Consider the following 15,095-nt stretch of genomic DNA (forward strand, 5'->3'; position numbering starts at 1 on the left):
ATATATAACGACTTTGAATTTGTATTTTTCTAAACATAATAAACCGTTTTGATCCTATGCCTGGAATTGATATTGATAAAACAATATGCTGTTATGGATGTTTTTCAGAAGACCGAAGGATGTTTTATTATTGGTTCGATAGAATATCCAATCCTTCTAAAAGAGTTTTTATAATATCCCCGAATGAGTTTCAAAAAGCTGATTTCCAACATACTGAAAACTGTAAAAACGACCAACGCACATATAGAACTAATACTATAAATTTGAGTTTATCCAGATTAGAAGGTGATTCTGCAAGATACTTGGCTATGCGAGAAGTTTACACTAATCTAAAGAGAATCCTAGAAGAACATGTACTAATAGAATCTGAATATATAATTTGCGAGTATGTAAATATTATAAAAAACTGCTTTAGAGAAACTTGTAACGATAATTTTGTTTCTGATATTTATAAGCATTTTGAAGAAAAATTAAACAAAGACAGCCTTTTGCCAAATGGACAAAAATGTTTTATAGCTGCTTATAATGGAATCAAAACAAAAGAGTTTCTAACAAAATTATCTATACTAAAGACTCTAGATTTTGATTTAGGTATTTTCCCTTTACCAAAAAAAGATCAATTTCCAGAAATTGGATATATCGGAGAATTTTATTCAAAAAACGAAATGAAAAAATACATGAGTAATTTCTTTTATTACTCTGAAATAGCATATAAAGATATGGTTGAGAAAAACTTTACTAATTTGAAAGATTATTTTTCTCTTTATTTGGATATACCATATCAAATTATATATAATTTGGAGACAGGTAAAAAAGACTGTTTTTATAATGGAGTTACCTACTATCATATTCCAAGTAATGCAATTGAATATCCCTGTTTGAGAAATGGTAATATTACTTATACAGACTTTTATAACGAAATGATTCAAAATACAAAAGGAATGCATTCAGCATCTTTATGCTCATCAATAATTGAAAATTTTATTCCTGGAGGTTTAGAAAACTTTCCATTTTCAAAGTATGTATATGAATTGATTCAGAAAGATATTGATAGTTTATTTAAGGATTTTAAGAGTTTTTAATTTATGGAGTAAATTATAGCAGAAACAGAAAAACAATTTAGAGCAAGATTTGCAAGAGTGGAATTACTTGAGTTTTTACTTTGTATGTCAAAAGTAATTGAAAATTTGCATAAAATCTGCAAAAATAACAATACTTTTGGTGTTTTATGTCGATAATAGATTAGATATCAAGGAGTTTATATGATTATTGATTTTTCTATTGCAAATACATATTCAATAAGAGAAAAACAGACTATAAGTTATGAACCTACCAGTTATGATGAATCCGATAAACTTCATTACATTGATGTTGAAGGAACAAAATTACTAAAAACAGCATGTATTTATGGACCGAATGCTGCAGGAAAGTCAAATATAGCTCTTGCCCTGAGATTTTATTTAAATTTCATGGCATATTCTTTTTATTCCAGCAGACCAGATTCTGAAATTCCACTAATTCCATTTGTGTTTACCTATGACGATATAGATTCTATCTGTGGAGAATTTGATCTTAATTTTTTTGCTCTCAGTACAGAGGAACAACGCTATGTAAAATATAGCTATCATCTAAAAATGAATCGAAAACAAATAATAGAAGAATCTTTATCTTATTACCCTAAGAAATTACCAAGGCTTGTTTTCGAGCGTAGAATGCAAAATATAGAATGGGGAGCATCTATCAAAGGAGCAAAAAAGGCTTTGGAAGATATAATTCTTCCTAACTGTACTGTTATTTCTGCTGGTTCAAAAACAAATTTCACTGTATTAAAAGATGTATTCACTTATATGTCGATTCGTTTTAAGGGATATATAGGAGTTTATTCTGATGGAAACATATCACAAGACTTATTAAAAAAACTTGATGAAGATTATTCTCTAAATAAAAAAGCAACAGGATTTTTATCTTATGCAGATTTTGGTTCTATTTCTGAAATCGCAATTCGAGCAGAGAAGAACGATACTAATAATGCTGGAATGAATGAAAATAAAAATATAAAGCGTCGGGCAACAGTTATTCATGAATACAACAATAAAAAATATCCATTACCTTTAGGCTGGGAATCGGCTGGAACAGTAAGAATGCTTGAACTTGTTGAACCTCTTGTAGAATCTTCGCGTTCCAGCATGACAATAATTGATGAATTAGAGTCATCATTACATCAAGATTTAGTAGAAAGCTTTTTAAGATTATTCCTTGAATTATCAAAAGATTCACAATTACTTTTTACAACCCATAATCAAGCTTTCCTTGATTCAGGATTACTATTAGATGATGAAATTTGGTTTTGCAGTAAAACAAATGATGGTAATAGTGTATATGATTCAATTTCTGATTATACAGGTCTAAGAAAAGAAACTTCTCGTAAAAAATTATATCAGGCAGGAAAATTCGGAGCTTTACCGAATATTGACATTCAGAAATTAAAGGATTTGTTCAATGGCAAGAGCGAAGAAAAATAAACCTACCGTGACTACAATTTTGCTTGTTGTTGAGGGAACAACTGAAAAAATATATTTTGAACGCTTAAAGGGCTTAGAAAGATATTCTTCCCTAAAAATCAGACCAGATTTACCTAAACATAGCAATTTAACGACTCTTTTGGATTATGCAAAAGATGAGCAAGCCTCAGGAGCTTATGATTATGTCTGGCTCCTTTTTGATCGCGATGTTTTGCAAACTCAAAAACTTCCAAAAACAACATTAGATTTAATTAATAATCCGGAAAAACTTAAAAAGCATGGAATAGATATTGCAGACTCTATGCCTTGTTTTGAAATATGGTTTTTACTCCATTATTGTTTACCAAAACAAACTTATAAAAATCAAGATAAACTTATTGAAGAATTGTGTAAACATATTCCAAACTATTGTAAAAAACAGGAATGGCTTGATAAAAATGATATCTATTCAATGCTCAAAGATAAGATTAATACTGCTTTAGAAAACTCAAAAACATTAAGAGAACGAAATAAAAACGCAGATTCTTCTGATTACAGTATGTGCAATGTCGATTTGCTGATTGAAAAAATACAAGAACTAGGAAAAAAGTGAGAGTATTTTATGGCAGACAGCGAAAAACAGTTTGAAAGCGACATTGAAAAGTATTTAATCTCTTCCGAAGGTGGTTGGCGGCAGGCACATGATGCAGGCTATCGTGCAGGCAATGCCGACGGCTATGCTTTGGATATTGCAACTTTAATCGGCTTTATCCGCGATACTCAGCCAAAAGCCTGGACTCGCTTTGAAAAGATGAATCCTTCAAATACAGAGCATGCTTTCTACCAGTCTTTTGAAGATGCTGTAAATAATGATGGACTTATTTCTGTTTTACGCCATGGCTTTAAGCATCTTGGAATTGAATTTAAGGTTTGCTATTTTAAGCCTGAAAACTCATTGAATCAAACAGCCCTTGAACACTATAAACAAAATGTATGTCATTGTATTAGACAATGGCATTACACTACAGAAAACAACAACTCTGTAGATATGGTGCTTGCTGTAAATGGCATTCCCCTTGTTGCAATTGAACTAAAAAATCAACTAACCGGGCAGAGTTGCGATAATGCAAAATTACAATGGATAAATGACCGTGATATTAAAGAAAGCTGCTTTAAGCTTAATCACAGAATCTTAGTTTATTTCTGTATTGATTTATATAACGCTTTTATGGCTACAAAAAAGCCAATGAAGGAAGATGATTTTCTTCCATTTAATCAAGGCTCTAATGGCCCTGGTGTCGATGGTGGTGCTGGAAACCCTCAAAGTGTTGATGATGATTATGTAACTTCATATATCTGGAAAGAAGTTTTACAGAAAGACAAGCTTCTGGATATTCTGAACAAATTTATTCACTATGAAAACTATCAGGAAACATATATTGACGAGAACGGCGAAGAAAAAATAAAAACTGTTAAGAAGGTTATTTTCCCCCGCTATCATCAGCTTGATGTTGTACGAAAACTGATTGCAGATGTTCGTGAAAAAGGAAGCGGCACAAATTATCTGGTTGAACACAGTGCTGGAAGTGGAAAGAGTAACAGTATTGCTTGGGTTGCTTATCGTCTGGCGTCTCTCTTTGATGATAACGACAAGCCAATGTTCAATTCTGTTATCATAATTACTGACCGCAAAGTTTTGGATCAGCAGTTGCAGGAAACCGTCAGTGGTTTTGACCATACAATCGGAAGCGTTATTACAATTGATGACAAAACCGAAGTTGATGGCGAAAAGAACTCCAAAGCCTTACGAAATGCAATCAACGATGGAAAAAGAATCATCATCACAACATTGCAAAAATTCCCTGTGATTTATGAGCAAGTTGAAGGTGTTAATGGAAAGAAGTTTGCCATTATTGTAGATGAAGCTCATTCAAGCCAGACTGGTGACAGTGCCAAAAAACTTAAGATTGCCCTTGACGATAAAACTGATGCCCTCAAAGAATGGGAAGAAATAGAAGCCGATAACGAAGAAAAAACTCCAGACAGTGAAGATGAGCTGATTAAGGAAATGACGGCTCATGGTAATCACAAGAACCTAAGCTTCTTTGCCTTTACTGCAACTCCTAAAAACAAGACATTGGAAATGTTTGGAACTCGGCAGGCTGATGGAAGTTTTAAGCCTTTCCATGTTTATTCTATGAGACAGGCAGTTGAAGAAGGCTTCATAATGAATGTCCTTGAAAACTATACGACCTACAAAAATTGCTACAAGATTTTGCAGGAATCCAGTGACGATCCTCAGGTATTTGCTTCAAAAAGTGTAAAGCTTATAAAAAGATATGAGGAACTTCATCCTCATAACTTGCAGCAAAAATCTCAGATTATCGTTGAAACATACATGGATAGAACCCGCCATGCAATAAATGGTCGTGGTAAAATGATGGTCGTAACTGCAAGCCGTCTTGCCGCTGTTCGATATTACCATGAAATCAAACGCTATATTGAAACTCAAGCTGCAAAAGACGATGCCTATAAAAATCTCGAAATATTCATAGCTTTTTCAGGAAGCCTGAAAGATCCTGAAGACCCGACAGAAACAGAATATACAGAAAGCGGAATGAACCGAGATCATAACGGAAGACCTGTTAGTGAAGCTCAAACAAAGAAAGTATTCCATGATGAAGGAAATATTCTTATTGTTGCGGAAAAATACCAGACAGGTTTTAGCGAATCCTACCTGCATACAATGATTGTCGATAAAAAGCTGCGTGATGTAAAAGCTGTTCAAACTCTTAGTCGCCTGAATAGAACCTGCGAAGGAAAAGATGATACTTTTATTTTGGACTTCGTAAATACTAAAGAACAGATTCTAGAAGCATTCCAGCCATATTTTCAAACAACTGAATTAAAAGAAGAATTAAATAAAAACCTGATTTATCAGACTCAGAAGCTTTTACGTGGATATAAGATTTACAATGATGAAGATATCAAAAATGTTACAGATATCTATCTGGCTCAAAAGAAAAATCCATCAAAGCAGGCAAAGATTACAAATGCACTTTTGCCAGTTGTTCAAGGATATAATAATTTGAATCAGGAACAAAGGTATCAATTTAGAAAACTTTTGCGATCTTTTGTAAAATGGTACAACTTTATTTCACAGATTATCCGAATGTTCTCTAAAGATTTACATAGGGAATATCTTTTCTGTAAATACCTTGAAAGACTTGTTCCTGCAGATCCTGTTACAATGATTGATATTACAAACAAGATTAAGCTTGAATATTATAAACTTGAAAAAACTTTTGAGGGTAGCATTGAGCTAAAACCGGAAAATGGTGTTCTTGAACCACAAAGAATTAAAAATACTCCTAGTGAAAAGGAAAAGAAAACTCCGCTTTCAGAAGTAATAAAAAAGATTAATGAAGAATTTGGAACAAAGTTTACAGAAAGAGATAAAGTAATCTTTGAAGATGTGTTTAATACAATGGTAAAGGATGATAAGCTGAAAACATCTGCACGTTCAAATGGTCAACAAATGTTTGAAAATAATATCATGCCTAAATCTTTTGACGATACATTACAAAATTCTTATCTTGAAAATATGGAAGCTTACGAATCTTGGCTTAAGGATAAAGAGAAATATAACTTTATGCGAAAGATGATGGCAGAGGCTTTGTATAAGGCTTTTTTGAAGGAAGGAGTGTAAAATATGCTTCCTAAATCTGTTACATTTCATCCATGCCATTGATAATAAAATGAAATTTGACGAGCAGGAAAGGCACCCTGATATGATGGATACGCCGTGAGCGAGAGCGAACTGTTTGATAATTTCCTTGCAGTACGCGGAGCAAAGCGACGCATACGCCGCCCATCCAAATTTTTTATAAAGCCACCTGTTTTTGAGGTGGCTTTTTTTGTCTTTTCTCATCATTTTGTTGTAAAAAATAAATAACACCACTTGACATTTATAAATTACAACGCTATATTATTCATAGTTGTAAATATTAAGTTACAACTCGCAGTAAAACACATCTTTTAATCAGCCTGATCACCTGCTTTTAAGATAAAAACTTAACGAGGTAATTTTATGGAAAAGACACAGTTCACATCGGTTCAGCTTTCAAAGGGGTTAATGGAAATCTATGATTTTGGTTCAGTCAAACTTCACGCATTCAAGACTAATGACTTGATTTCGGACGAATGTTTTCTGGTGGAAAAAGACGGCCGTTGCTTTATGATTGAATCCCCATGCTTTTTTGATAACATTAAGGAGCTGGAAAAATATATTTCAGACAAGGGGCTCAAGTATGAGGGTGCAGTCATTGCCTATCATGGAGCGGGGGCTTCTTTTATGAAGGACAGTAAAGTTTATTCGACAAAGAATGCTGATGACTACAATCACAACGGTGGCGGGGCAGGGCTTGTTTCAAACTTCGCGGGAGCATTTGGGGAAGCTTTTGATAAATCAATCTATACGACTACGGATTTTATTGAGGGTGACAGCCTGACCCTTTGCGGTGTGGAAATGAAAATCACCCGCACCCAGGAAGCCTTCGACATCTTCATTCCTGAAATCAATGTGGTTTATACTCACATGCTGGGCCACGATGTTCATTCAATTGTCGCAGGAAAAGCACACGTCGACGCACTCATTTCCGTACTGGAATCTTATATCCAGAAAAAAATACGGCCTTGTCCTGACCAGTCATTATGTTGTGGAAAATCTGGATGATGTTAAAATGAAGATAGAATACCTTAAAGGGCTTAAAAACATCGCAATCAAAAATGTTGATGCTGCAGGCTTTAAGGCAGCAGTGCAGTCAGCATATCCAAAATATTCAGGTCTGAACTATCTTGATATGTCGGCTGGAATGTTCTTCCCTGGAAAATAATTTAAAAGGAGCCACGAATGACAGTTACAGAAATTGCAGAATATCTTGATAAAGTAGGCTTACAGTATCTGGCAACAATCGGTTTGGATGGGAAGCGTCGTTCGCCGTTGGCGAACTTATCGAGTTTGCTACGCAAACTCGCATTTTAATCCTGCGAGTTTTTGCTTGCAAAAACTCGGTAAGCAAGCGAAAGCTTGCGACGTTCTGCACAAACAGCCAGAAGGATATGTTCAAGGAGCTTTCTGTGAATCCTTATATTGACCTTTGTGGTTCCCGTCTTATGGAAAATGAAATTGATACAGCCTGGATTCGCATGAGTGCAAGGGTTGTCTTTGAAGAAAATCTTACGGTTAAGAAAATGATTATGGAAAAATCTTCCATAGTTCGCCAGCTGTACAAAAATGATGCAAATCATTCCTTGTTCAAGGTTTTCTATCTTTCTGAGATTTCCGGCAGTCTGAACAATCTTGGTCATGTTAGGGGACTTGAAGAGAATAAAGCTTTTTCTAAGCCTGTTGTTTTTAATCTATAGAGGTGGAGAATGGAAAACATCAAATCAATCTTACAAAATGCAGACTCAATTCTCATCGGTGCTGGAGCGGGACTTTCTACTTCTGCTGGCTTTACCTACAGCGGGCATCGCTTCCAAAAATATTTTGCTGATTTTGAAAAGAAGTACGGCTTTCACGATATGTATTCCGGTGGTTTTTATCCTTACAAAACTCTTGAAGAAAACTGGGCTTACTGGAGCCGCTACATAATGATTAACCGCTACATGGACGCGACCATTCCAGTTTATGAAGAACTCTTTGAACTTGTGAAGAATAAAAATTATTTTATTCTTACGACTAATGTTGACCACTGCTTTCAGAAAGCGGGTTTTGATAAGTCACGACTGTTTTATACTCAAGGGGATTACGGTCTCTGGCAATGTTCGGAGCCTTGTCACAAGAAAACTTACGACAATCAGCTTTTTGTTGAAAAGATGGTCAGGGAACAGGGCTTTGTAATTCAGGATGATGGTGGTCTGGAACTTCCGGAAAATGGATTTGAAGGAATAAAAATGTCTGTTCCTTCTGAACTGGTTCCCCGCTGTCCTGTGTGCGGAAAGCCTATGACAATGAATCTTCGCTCAGACAACACTTTTGTGGAAGATGAAGGCTGGAATAAGGCTGCTAGCCGTTATGAAGATTTTCTGAATGAAAATAAAGATGGAAAGATTGTTTTTCTGGAGCTTGGAGTTGGCGGTAACACTCCGGGAATCATTAAATATCCTTTCTGGAAGATGACCTATGCAAATCCAAAAGCTGTTTATATCTGCATAAACAAGGGAGAGGCCGAGGTCCCTGGCGAGATTGAAAAACAGAGTATTTGCGTAAATAATGATATTTGGGAGGTGGTGAAAAAAATGTTCCGCAAAAATGAAAAATATATAAAAATGCGGAATGAAAATTAAATGATATTCCGCAAAATCAAAAATTTCTTGAAAATGCGGAATGGTTGATGGATATGCGTTAGGGATTGGAGCACCTGCGAAGCAGTACCGCCTGCGGTATGAAGCGCGGTTAGCGCGGAAGTGCGGAAAGCCCGGCGAACGACGAACGCCCAAATGAAGAGGAAAAGGAAATGACACAAAAAGAACGACGCACATATTTGATAACAGAACTCCTCAAAGAAGATAAGGGGAGTGCAGGCTTTAAGCTGGGTCTTGTGCCCGGAAATGAAGGCGGCTTTGTGATTCCTGTTGATGAAAAAAGTCAGCGCGATATACTCCGGGCTTTGATGAATATTCGTGGTCCATATTCCATTAGCGAAGACTTTTTGAGAATACAGGATGAGTACCTGCAGCAGGTTAATAAAGAGCGGGGGATTACGGATATTGCGGATTTGAGCCCGACGACGAGGAACCCAAAGCTATACCTCTGGCAAGGCGACATCACCACTCTAAAAGTTGATGCAATTGTTAATGCGGCAAATTCTGCGCTGCTTGGATGCTTTGCGCCGCTTCACATCTGCATCGACAACTGTATCCACACCTATGCAGGTATTCAGCTACGGCTTGCCTGTAACGAGCTGATGCAAAAGCAGGGACACGAGGAAGAAACCGGGCTTTGCAAAATAACGCCGGCCTTTAATCTTCCAAGTCGTTATGTGCTTCATACTGTTGGCCCCATTATTTACACAAGCGTGGGAAAGCGCGAAAAGATTCTGCTTGCAAACTGCTACAAAAACTGCCTTGAAACTGCGTCTCAAAATCAGCTTGAATCGGTCGCTTTCTGCTGCATTTCAACCGGAGTATTCAGATTCCCTGCTGACCTTGCTGCTCAGATTGCAGTTGAGACGGTTGAAATGTGGCTGGCAGAAAATCCAGATTCCAGCGTGAAGAAGGTTGTCTTCAATGTCTTTGGAAATAAGGATCTGGAGATTTATCAGGGGCTTTTACTTTAGGGCGGGACGTCGATTACAATTCATGATAATAAGGACAGATGTTTTCAAAATGTCCGTCCTTCATTCTAAATCCCTTTGGAATTGTGCCCAGCTGAACAAAGCCCAGTCGCTCATACAAATGGCGGGCGTGAATATTGCTTTCTACAACAGCATTGAACTGAAGAACTCCATAGCCACATTTTTTTGCCTGGATAAGGCAGTCTTTTACAAGCTGTTCACCAATATGTTTTCCGCGGGCATAGGAAGCGACGGCATAGCTTGCATTACAGATGTGACCGCAGCGTCCAACATTGTTTGGATGAAGGATGTAAAGTCCATAAATTTTGCCATCTTCTTCTGCAACACAAGATAAGGTTTGTCCTGCAAAAAAAGCCTTGCCGCTTTCTGGAGTCAGCAGCTCTTCCTGCGGAAACGCAATTCCATCTTCTACAACCTCGTTCCAGATTTGAATCATTGCTGTAAGATCTTTTTCTGCGTATTTTCTGACTGTCATATAAACCCTTTTATTTAAATATAACAAAAAACTGACTCAGAGAAAATAACAAAAAAACACAGTTGAACGCTATAAAAATAATGAACTGGAGTTAGACTACCTGACTCTTACCCAGATTCCATCCCGTTTTTTATAAGTGTTTTCACCGCTCATAGTCCAGCTTCCGCTAATTCCATAAACTTTTGCCGTGAGTGTATGGGTGACTTTCATGTGCGAGGTGTCGCCATCCACACTGATTGAATAATCCTTTGTGTCCACTTTGAAGTAGTTTAGAGTTCCGTTCATGATTTCGCCAATGAACTCTTCGCGAGTCTGCTTTTTCCCGCTCATGTGGGTAAAGGTTAGGTTTTTGTCAAAGTATCGTTCCATTGCGGCCTGTCTTTTTTAATCATGGCATTGTTGATTGCTACATAGGCAGCATAAACTTCTTTTTCTTCTGTGGTCATTGGCGGAACTCCATTTCTTTGTTTTGATTCCTGGCCTGTGCAGACGGTAAGGGCCAGCACGAGCAGGAATATAAATGCGGGCAGTTTTTTCATCTTAGGCTTTTTCAAAATCAGGCTTCCATGCGACAAACTGAAGGAGTTGCTCGTCAGTGCGGTGGTAGTAACGCTCACCTTTGTCGAGCTTTGCGATTTCTGCCATTTCTTCGCCGGTCAGTTCAAAGTCCATGATGTTCAGATTGTCTTTGATGTGGTCAACGTTCTTGCTTCCAGGAATCACCACAAAGCCCATCTGAACATGCCAGCGTAAAATCACCTGGGCTGGTGTTTTGCCGTATTTTTTGCCCAGTTCAGCAAAAACAGGCTCCTGAATCAAAGACTTGTCGCCGTGTCCAAGAGGATACCAGCTCATAAGACGGATGTCATACTTGTCCAGAGTTATGCGTAAATTCTTCTGCGTAAAATATGGATGGGCTTCCACCTGAATGAACTGAGGGGCAATTTCCCATTTTGTCTCAAGTTCTTCTATATAGTTACCTTCAAAATTAGAAATGCCGATTGAGCGGGCTTTTCTTTCTTTCAGCGCCTTTTCAAGCTGACGGTAACCTGCAAGTCAGTTTCCGGCAGGCTGATGGATGTAGAGCAGGTCAACATAATCTACCCCAAGACGCTCAAGAGTTTCGTCAACAGCGTTCGGATTTTCGTATTCACTAGGCCAGAGCTTTGTAGAAAGAAAAACTTCGTTTCTTGCCGCGCCGCTTTCTTTGATTCCCCGACCGACAGCGCGCTCGTTTACATAAGCATTGGCAGTGTCGATAAGGCGGTAGCCCATCTTAAGAGCCTCGCGGGTGCTGTTCTGGGCATCTTTCGGTGAGAGCATAAATGTTCCAAGTCCGATTACAGGACAAGTAATTCCATTGTTAAGTTTGATTGTCTGCATGTTGACTCTCCTGTCACTCCGAACTTGATTCGGAATCTGAATCTTGAATCAAATGTATCATGGAAGTCTGCCTTTTCAATGGGCAGATTTTGACGATATGCGGGATAAGCGACAGATTTTGGAAAAGTGCCTAATAATGTGCGTAGGGCGTATATAAATAAATTGGGCGTTCCCGCCACAAGTGGCGGTCGGGCTTTCCGCTATTCCGCTATCGCTTCAGCCTCTTCACTTCGTTGCGGTGGCCGCCTTCGGCGTGGCTACAATCCCTAACGCAGAGATGCGTAAGAAATTAAAAAATCCCCTGTCGGAGCTGGCTTTGCAGACGAAGGGAATTTGCTTCATGTTCAGGCTTGCATCTGTTGCAACAAAGATTAGCAGCCGTGAATTAATTTTATGTCGCAGTTGTGAGTCTCTGCGAGACTGATATTGAGTACAAATTGTTTTTGCGCTACCTCAAGAAGCTGTACTTACTTCCTTGTGTAGCTCACATCAGACAGCTCTTTTTTAAGCTCGGCACTTGGGTAAAAAGGACACGCAGGTTCTTAATATCGTTCGAACTTACGTCCTCTGCCTTCTCGTGCCCAATCGAACTGAACGAGAGCTTAAATATTCCAAACTTGTTCAGTCTGATGCGGTTAGAACTTTTCAGGTACTGCGGCATCTTATCCAAGAAACTCTCGATAACTGCTACAATATCTGCCGGGGTCAGCGTGCAGGACTTGGAAATTTCCTTAGCCAATGCATTGACATCGATTTCCTCGCCGTACTCAGCCGACGCATAATACTTAGAATCCGCTTCTCGGTTGAGCGGGTTCTGTCTCTTTGTTACAGAATACATCATATAATGTATCCTCCATGATTAAACTACTTTTGAAGTACCGTATAAGCACCTCCGCTAGCGATTTTTTTCTCTGGGAACTCCGACGGAGCCCATATCTTCGGCCGAAAGATACGTCTTAAAAGATAATAAATTCTGGTCACAGTCGGCAAGTATTTTTTCTGAAAAATTTACGGAAGTTGTCGCGAAATTCTCAGTGAGTTTTGCTCAAAAAGTCACTGAGTTTTTTTAAATTCTCACTGACTTTTAAAAAATTCTCAGTGAGAATTTGGAGAAAACTTGGCGTGTTTGTTTAATAGAATATTTATTCGAATGTTAAATCAGTATCAGCTTTCGCATAAACATCAAGTTTATTTTCAATAGTAATTCTGTTTACAATCCATTGTGAGAAAGTACATCGTTGGATAAACTCTTCAATTCTGTTTATTCCATTCATTTCTTTTAATGTTATAACTATTCCAAATCTAACTTTTGGTCTAGAACCTGTATTAGTTCTTTCTTTTGAAGTTAGACATATGCCCCAATAGTTTGAATTAAAGTTTTTTTTGGGAATAAGTCTTTTTTTTAGACTTTCTCGGATTATTTTTACATTATCCCATTTTCTGTAGTCGTCTCTAGCATTTTCTTCTGTAATCCATGCAGTATTTTTTGCATCTTGTAAGTCATTGTTTATTGATTCGATTCCCGATTCTGATACTCGTCCAAATTGCATGTTTAATTCTGTATTTGTGTAATCCACACCTTGATTTCTTGAGCAATCAGGAAAATAACACAATGTCGCTTTTGCTATGAATGGGAAAAAGCCCTTTTCCATAGGGACAGGAATGGTGTTGTTATAAGTTTTATAGTTGTCACAGATTCCATTGATAACAAATTTTATTTCATCATTTTGAGATTGGATAATATCAGAGATTTTTATAGGTACAACTCCATAACCGATTGTATCATTAATATTGTCATTTTTATTCCATTGAATTGCAGAATCAATAATTAATGCTTTTGCAACTTCTCTTGTCATTCCCATAATATGTATAAGATATGCAAGTTTCCTAGAAATCCAGGGAGCAGCAAAAGATGTTCCCGTGTTTTTTACGTCACCCTTTAGACCATTATATACAGTAAGTTCCTTATCTTTGTCGCCTCCATAATAACTTACATCGGGTTTCTTATAAAAAGAGAGAACTGGTCCTCTTCTTGAATATGAAGCTGGAGCTTTACTAAAATCAACCGAATTAACTACTAATGAATTTATAGAATCTGCAGGTGAGCCTATAAAAGTCTGGTTTAATTCTTTGTTTTTATTTGTTCCAGCAACTACAAAAATTATATCATATTTGTATTGTAATTTATCCAATAGATAAGCCACAGGGGATATGAAATTTTTTTCTATTTCAAACATTGAGCCGAGACTTAAATTCCAAACTTTTATTTCAGTATTATTGGCAACTATTTCTTCTATACAATTTAATACTGTATATGCACTAAATCCATTTGCTGTGCCTACTCCGAAATGTCTTACTTTAAAGTGTCCACACCCATCGTCAAGTTCTGGATTTAAGGATGGACCGTCAACAATAATAGAAGATACATAGGTTCCATGCAGTGTATCATTTACTGTATGAGGAATTTCAGGTGAAAGCATATCTTTGAAGTCAACCCAAGGACTAAAATAAACACTCTCGTCAAATCCAGTATCAATTACACCGATGATTGGTTCTCCTTTTGGAAGCCGTATGGTTCTTTCTGTTGTAAAATCTTTTGAAATAAATTCATCAGAAGTAAGCGTTGAGAGATCTTTGACAGACATTGCAATTAAATAGGGAGCCTTTGCTTTTAATTCTGCATATTGAGCTGCGGTTAAATATAATGTATAGTCATCAATTATTTTTCCACGCTTATAATCAATATTTAGATTTTGCAGAATTTCCTTAGCCGTTTTTCCTGTATTATATAAAGTTACAATTGTTGGCTCTTCATAAGTCTTTCTTTCTGCATCAATATCTAAGCGTTCTATATAATAGGAATCAACTATACATCCAATAAAGGATGTCTTACTGATGGCAGAGCCTATTTTGATTTTCTTAAGGTTTATTTTTGTGAGGGTGTCATTTGTAATTTTGTTCCACCCCCTGTTTTTCATTATTTCCGTACATAATTTTAATTTATCAGAAGCGGATTTCATTTCCTCAATGGAGAGACAATATGTAATGATATGTTTTATAGGATTTGTTTCTGTAAATTTTGCGCCTACAATTGTATTTTTATGAGGATGAAATAATTCTTGTATCCGATTGCTTTTTGCAACTATCTTGTTATAGTAAACAGTAAGTAATTTATCATTCAAGAGTGTGTCACTTGACCAAAAATTTATTACTGTCTGAATTTGATTTATTAATAGATTCAACTTTTCCAATGAAACAGATTCATTTATATCATTACCAGGAAGTTTTCGAGCACCAAAGGATTGAGAATTTTTTCTAGATTCGAAATGCCCTTTGAGCTGCAATAAGTCATTCATATTTACATCTCCTGTAATT

15 protein-coding genes and 1 pseudogene are annotated in these 15,095 nt (G+C 36.9%); 10 read left to right on the plus strand and 6 right to left on the minus strand.

From position 1 onward, the window contains the following. The first annotated feature begins 56 nt into the window (after window positions 1–56). From JI65_RS05965 to JI65_RS06000, 10 genes are all read left to right on the plus strand, one after another. Window positions 57–1,082, plus strand: coding sequence for a hypothetical protein (locus JI65_RS05965; protein WP_191014474.1), 1,026 nt, complete (start codon window positions 57–59; stop codon window positions 1,080–1,082). 180 nt (window positions 1,083–1,262) lie between these two features. After that, window positions 1,263–2,522 (plus strand): AAA family ATPase, encoded by a 1,260-nt coding sequence (locus tag JI65_RS05970; RefSeq protein ID WP_191014475.1) that lies wholly within the window; start codon window positions 1,263–1,265, stop codon window positions 2,520–2,522. Beyond that, window positions 2,500–3,114 (plus strand): RloB family protein, encoded by a 615-nt coding sequence (locus JI65_RS05975; RefSeq protein ID WP_191014476.1) that lies wholly within the window; start codon window positions 2,500–2,502, stop codon window positions 3,112–3,114. The genes JI65_RS05970 and JI65_RS05975 overlap by 23 nt, the downstream gene beginning before the upstream one ends. A 9-nt stretch (window positions 3,115–3,123) precedes the next feature. Next, entirely contained in the window at window positions 3,124–6,210 is a 3,087-nt protein-coding gene (locus JI65_RS05980; RefSeq protein ID WP_191014477.1) for a type I restriction endonuclease subunit R, read from the plus strand. A 381-nt stretch (window positions 6,211–6,591) separates the two neighbouring features. Continuing rightward, window positions 6,592–7,236: a hypothetical protein gene (locus JI65_RS05985; RefSeq protein WP_197971907.1), complete on the plus strand. Its 645-nt coding sequence runs from the start codon at window positions 6,592–6,594 to the stop codon at window positions 7,234–7,236. 7 nt (window positions 7,237–7,243) lie between these two features. Then, complete coding sequence (locus JI65_RS17075) at window positions 7,244–7,396, plus strand: hypothetical protein (protein ID WP_197971908.1); 153 nt, start codon at window positions 7,244–7,246, stop codon at window positions 7,394–7,396. Window positions 7,397–7,413: 17 nt separating this feature from the next. After that, window positions 7,414–7,545 carry a hypothetical protein gene (locus JI65_RS17530; protein WP_277950586.1) on the plus strand — a complete coding sequence of 44 codons (132 nt, stop codon included), beginning with the start codon at window positions 7,414–7,416 and terminating at the stop codon, window positions 7,543–7,545. 95 nt (window positions 7,546–7,640) lie between these two features. Further along, window positions 7,641–7,928, plus strand: a complete 288-nt coding sequence (locus tag JI65_RS05990; RefSeq protein ID WP_191014478.1) for a hypothetical protein — start codon at window positions 7,641–7,643, stop codon at window positions 7,926–7,928. A 9-nt stretch (window positions 7,929–7,937) separates the two neighbouring features. After that, window positions 7,938–8,852, plus strand: a complete 915-nt coding sequence (locus JI65_RS05995) for an SIR2 family NAD-dependent protein deacylase (RefSeq protein ID WP_191014479.1) — start codon at window positions 7,938–7,940, stop codon at window positions 8,850–8,852. A 170-nt stretch (window positions 8,853–9,022) separates the two neighbouring features. Next, entirely contained in the window at window positions 9,023–9,844 is an 822-nt protein-coding gene (locus JI65_RS06000) for a protein-ADP-ribose hydrolase (RefSeq protein ID WP_191014480.1), read from the plus strand. 13 nt (window positions 9,845–9,857) lie between these two features. Here JI65_RS06000 and JI65_RS06005 read toward each other — a convergent pair whose 3' ends face one another. From JI65_RS06005 to JI65_RS06030, 6 genes and pseudogenes are all read right to left on the minus strand, one after another. Further along, window positions 9,858–10,337: a GNAT family N-acetyltransferase gene (locus JI65_RS06005; protein ID WP_191014481.1), complete on the minus strand. Its 480-nt coding sequence runs from the start codon at window positions 10,335–10,337 to the stop codon at window positions 9,858–9,860. Window positions 10,338–10,433: 96 nt separating this feature from the next. Then, window positions 10,434–10,706, minus strand: coding sequence for a nuclear transport factor 2 family protein (locus JI65_RS06010; RefSeq protein ID WP_191014482.1), 273 nt, complete (start codon window positions 10,704–10,706; stop codon window positions 10,434–10,436). Next, entirely contained in the window at window positions 10,679–10,876 is a 198-nt protein-coding gene (locus JI65_RS06015) for a hypothetical protein (protein WP_191014483.1), read from the minus strand. Before JI65_RS06015 ends, JI65_RS06010 begins: the two co-directional genes overlap by 28 nt. 1 nt (window position 10,877) lies before the next feature. Beyond that, a pseudogene (locus JI65_RS17340) lies at window positions 10,878–11,720 on the minus strand (aldo/keto reductase). Window positions 11,721–12,204: 484 nt separating this feature from the next. Beyond that, the gene (locus JI65_RS06025) at window positions 12,205–12,561 is read right to left on the minus strand and encodes an HU family DNA-binding protein (RefSeq protein ID WP_242457174.1); all 357 of its coding nucleotides are present in this window, start codon (window positions 12,559–12,561) and stop codon (window positions 12,205–12,207) included. A 301-nt stretch (window positions 12,562–12,862) separates the two neighbouring features. Continuing rightward, complete coding sequence (locus tag JI65_RS06030) at window positions 12,863–15,076, minus strand: S8 family peptidase (protein WP_191014484.1); 2,214 nt, start codon at window positions 15,074–15,076, stop codon at window positions 12,863–12,865. Window positions 15,077–15,095: the final 19 nt, after the last annotated feature.

It is taken from the genome of Treponema zioleckii, from assembly GCF_014737315.1.
GTDB lineage: Bacteria > Spirochaetota > Spirochaetia > Treponematales > Treponemataceae > Treponema_D > Treponema_D zioleckii.

What these genes read in the sequence shown, in the direction of transcription:
- JI65_RS05965 (WP_191014474.1), top strand. Translation starts at nt 57, where the DNA reads ATGCCTGGAATTGATATTGATAAAACAATATGCTGTTATGGATGTTTT.
- JI65_RS05970 (WP_191014475.1), top strand. Translation starts at nt 1,263, where the DNA reads ATGATTATTGATTTTTCTATTGCAAATACATATTCAATAAGAGAAAAA.
- JI65_RS05975 (WP_191014476.1), top strand. Translation starts at nt 2,500, where the DNA reads ATGGCAAGAGCGAAGAAAAATAAACCTACCGTGACTACAATTTTGCTT.
- JI65_RS05980 (WP_191014477.1), top strand. Translation starts at nt 3,124, where the DNA reads ATGGCAGACAGCGAAAAACAGTTTGAAAGCGACATTGAAAAGTATTTA.
- JI65_RS05985 (WP_197971907.1), top strand. Translation starts at nt 6,592, where the DNA reads ATGGAAAAGACACAGTTCACATCGGTTCAGCTTTCAAAGGGGTTAATG.
- JI65_RS17075 (WP_197971908.1), top strand. Translation starts at nt 7,244, where the DNA reads ATGAAGATAGAATACCTTAAAGGGCTTAAAAACATCGCAATCAAAAAT.
- JI65_RS17530 (WP_277950586.1), top strand. Translation starts at nt 7,414, where the DNA reads ATGACAGTTACAGAAATTGCAGAATATCTTGATAAAGTAGGCTTACAG.
- JI65_RS05995 (WP_191014479.1), top strand. Translation starts at nt 7,938, where the DNA reads ATGGAAAACATCAAATCAATCTTACAAAATGCAGACTCAATTCTCATC.
- JI65_RS06000 (WP_191014480.1), top strand. Translation starts at nt 9,023, where the DNA reads ATGACACAAAAAGAACGACGCACATATTTGATAACAGAACTCCTCAAA.
- JI65_RS06005 (WP_191014481.1), bottom strand. Translation starts at nt 10,337, where the DNA reads ATGACAGTCAGAAAATACGCAGAAAAAGATCTTACAGCAATGATTCAA.
- JI65_RS06010 (WP_191014482.1), bottom strand. Translation starts at nt 10,706, where the DNA reads ATGGAACGATACTTTGACAAAAACCTAACCTTTACCCACATGAGCGGG.
- JI65_RS06015 (WP_191014483.1), bottom strand. Translation starts at nt 10,876, where the DNA reads ATGAAAAAACTGCCCGCATTTATATTCCTGCTCGTGCTGGCCCTTACC.
- JI65_RS06025 (WP_242457174.1), bottom strand. Translation starts at nt 12,561, where the DNA reads ATGATGTATTCTGTAACAAAGAGACAGAACCCGCTCAACCGAGAAGCG.
- JI65_RS06030 (WP_191014484.1), bottom strand. Translation starts at nt 15,076, where the DNA reads ATGAATGACTTATTGCAGCTCAAAGGGCATTTCGAATCTAGAAAAAAT.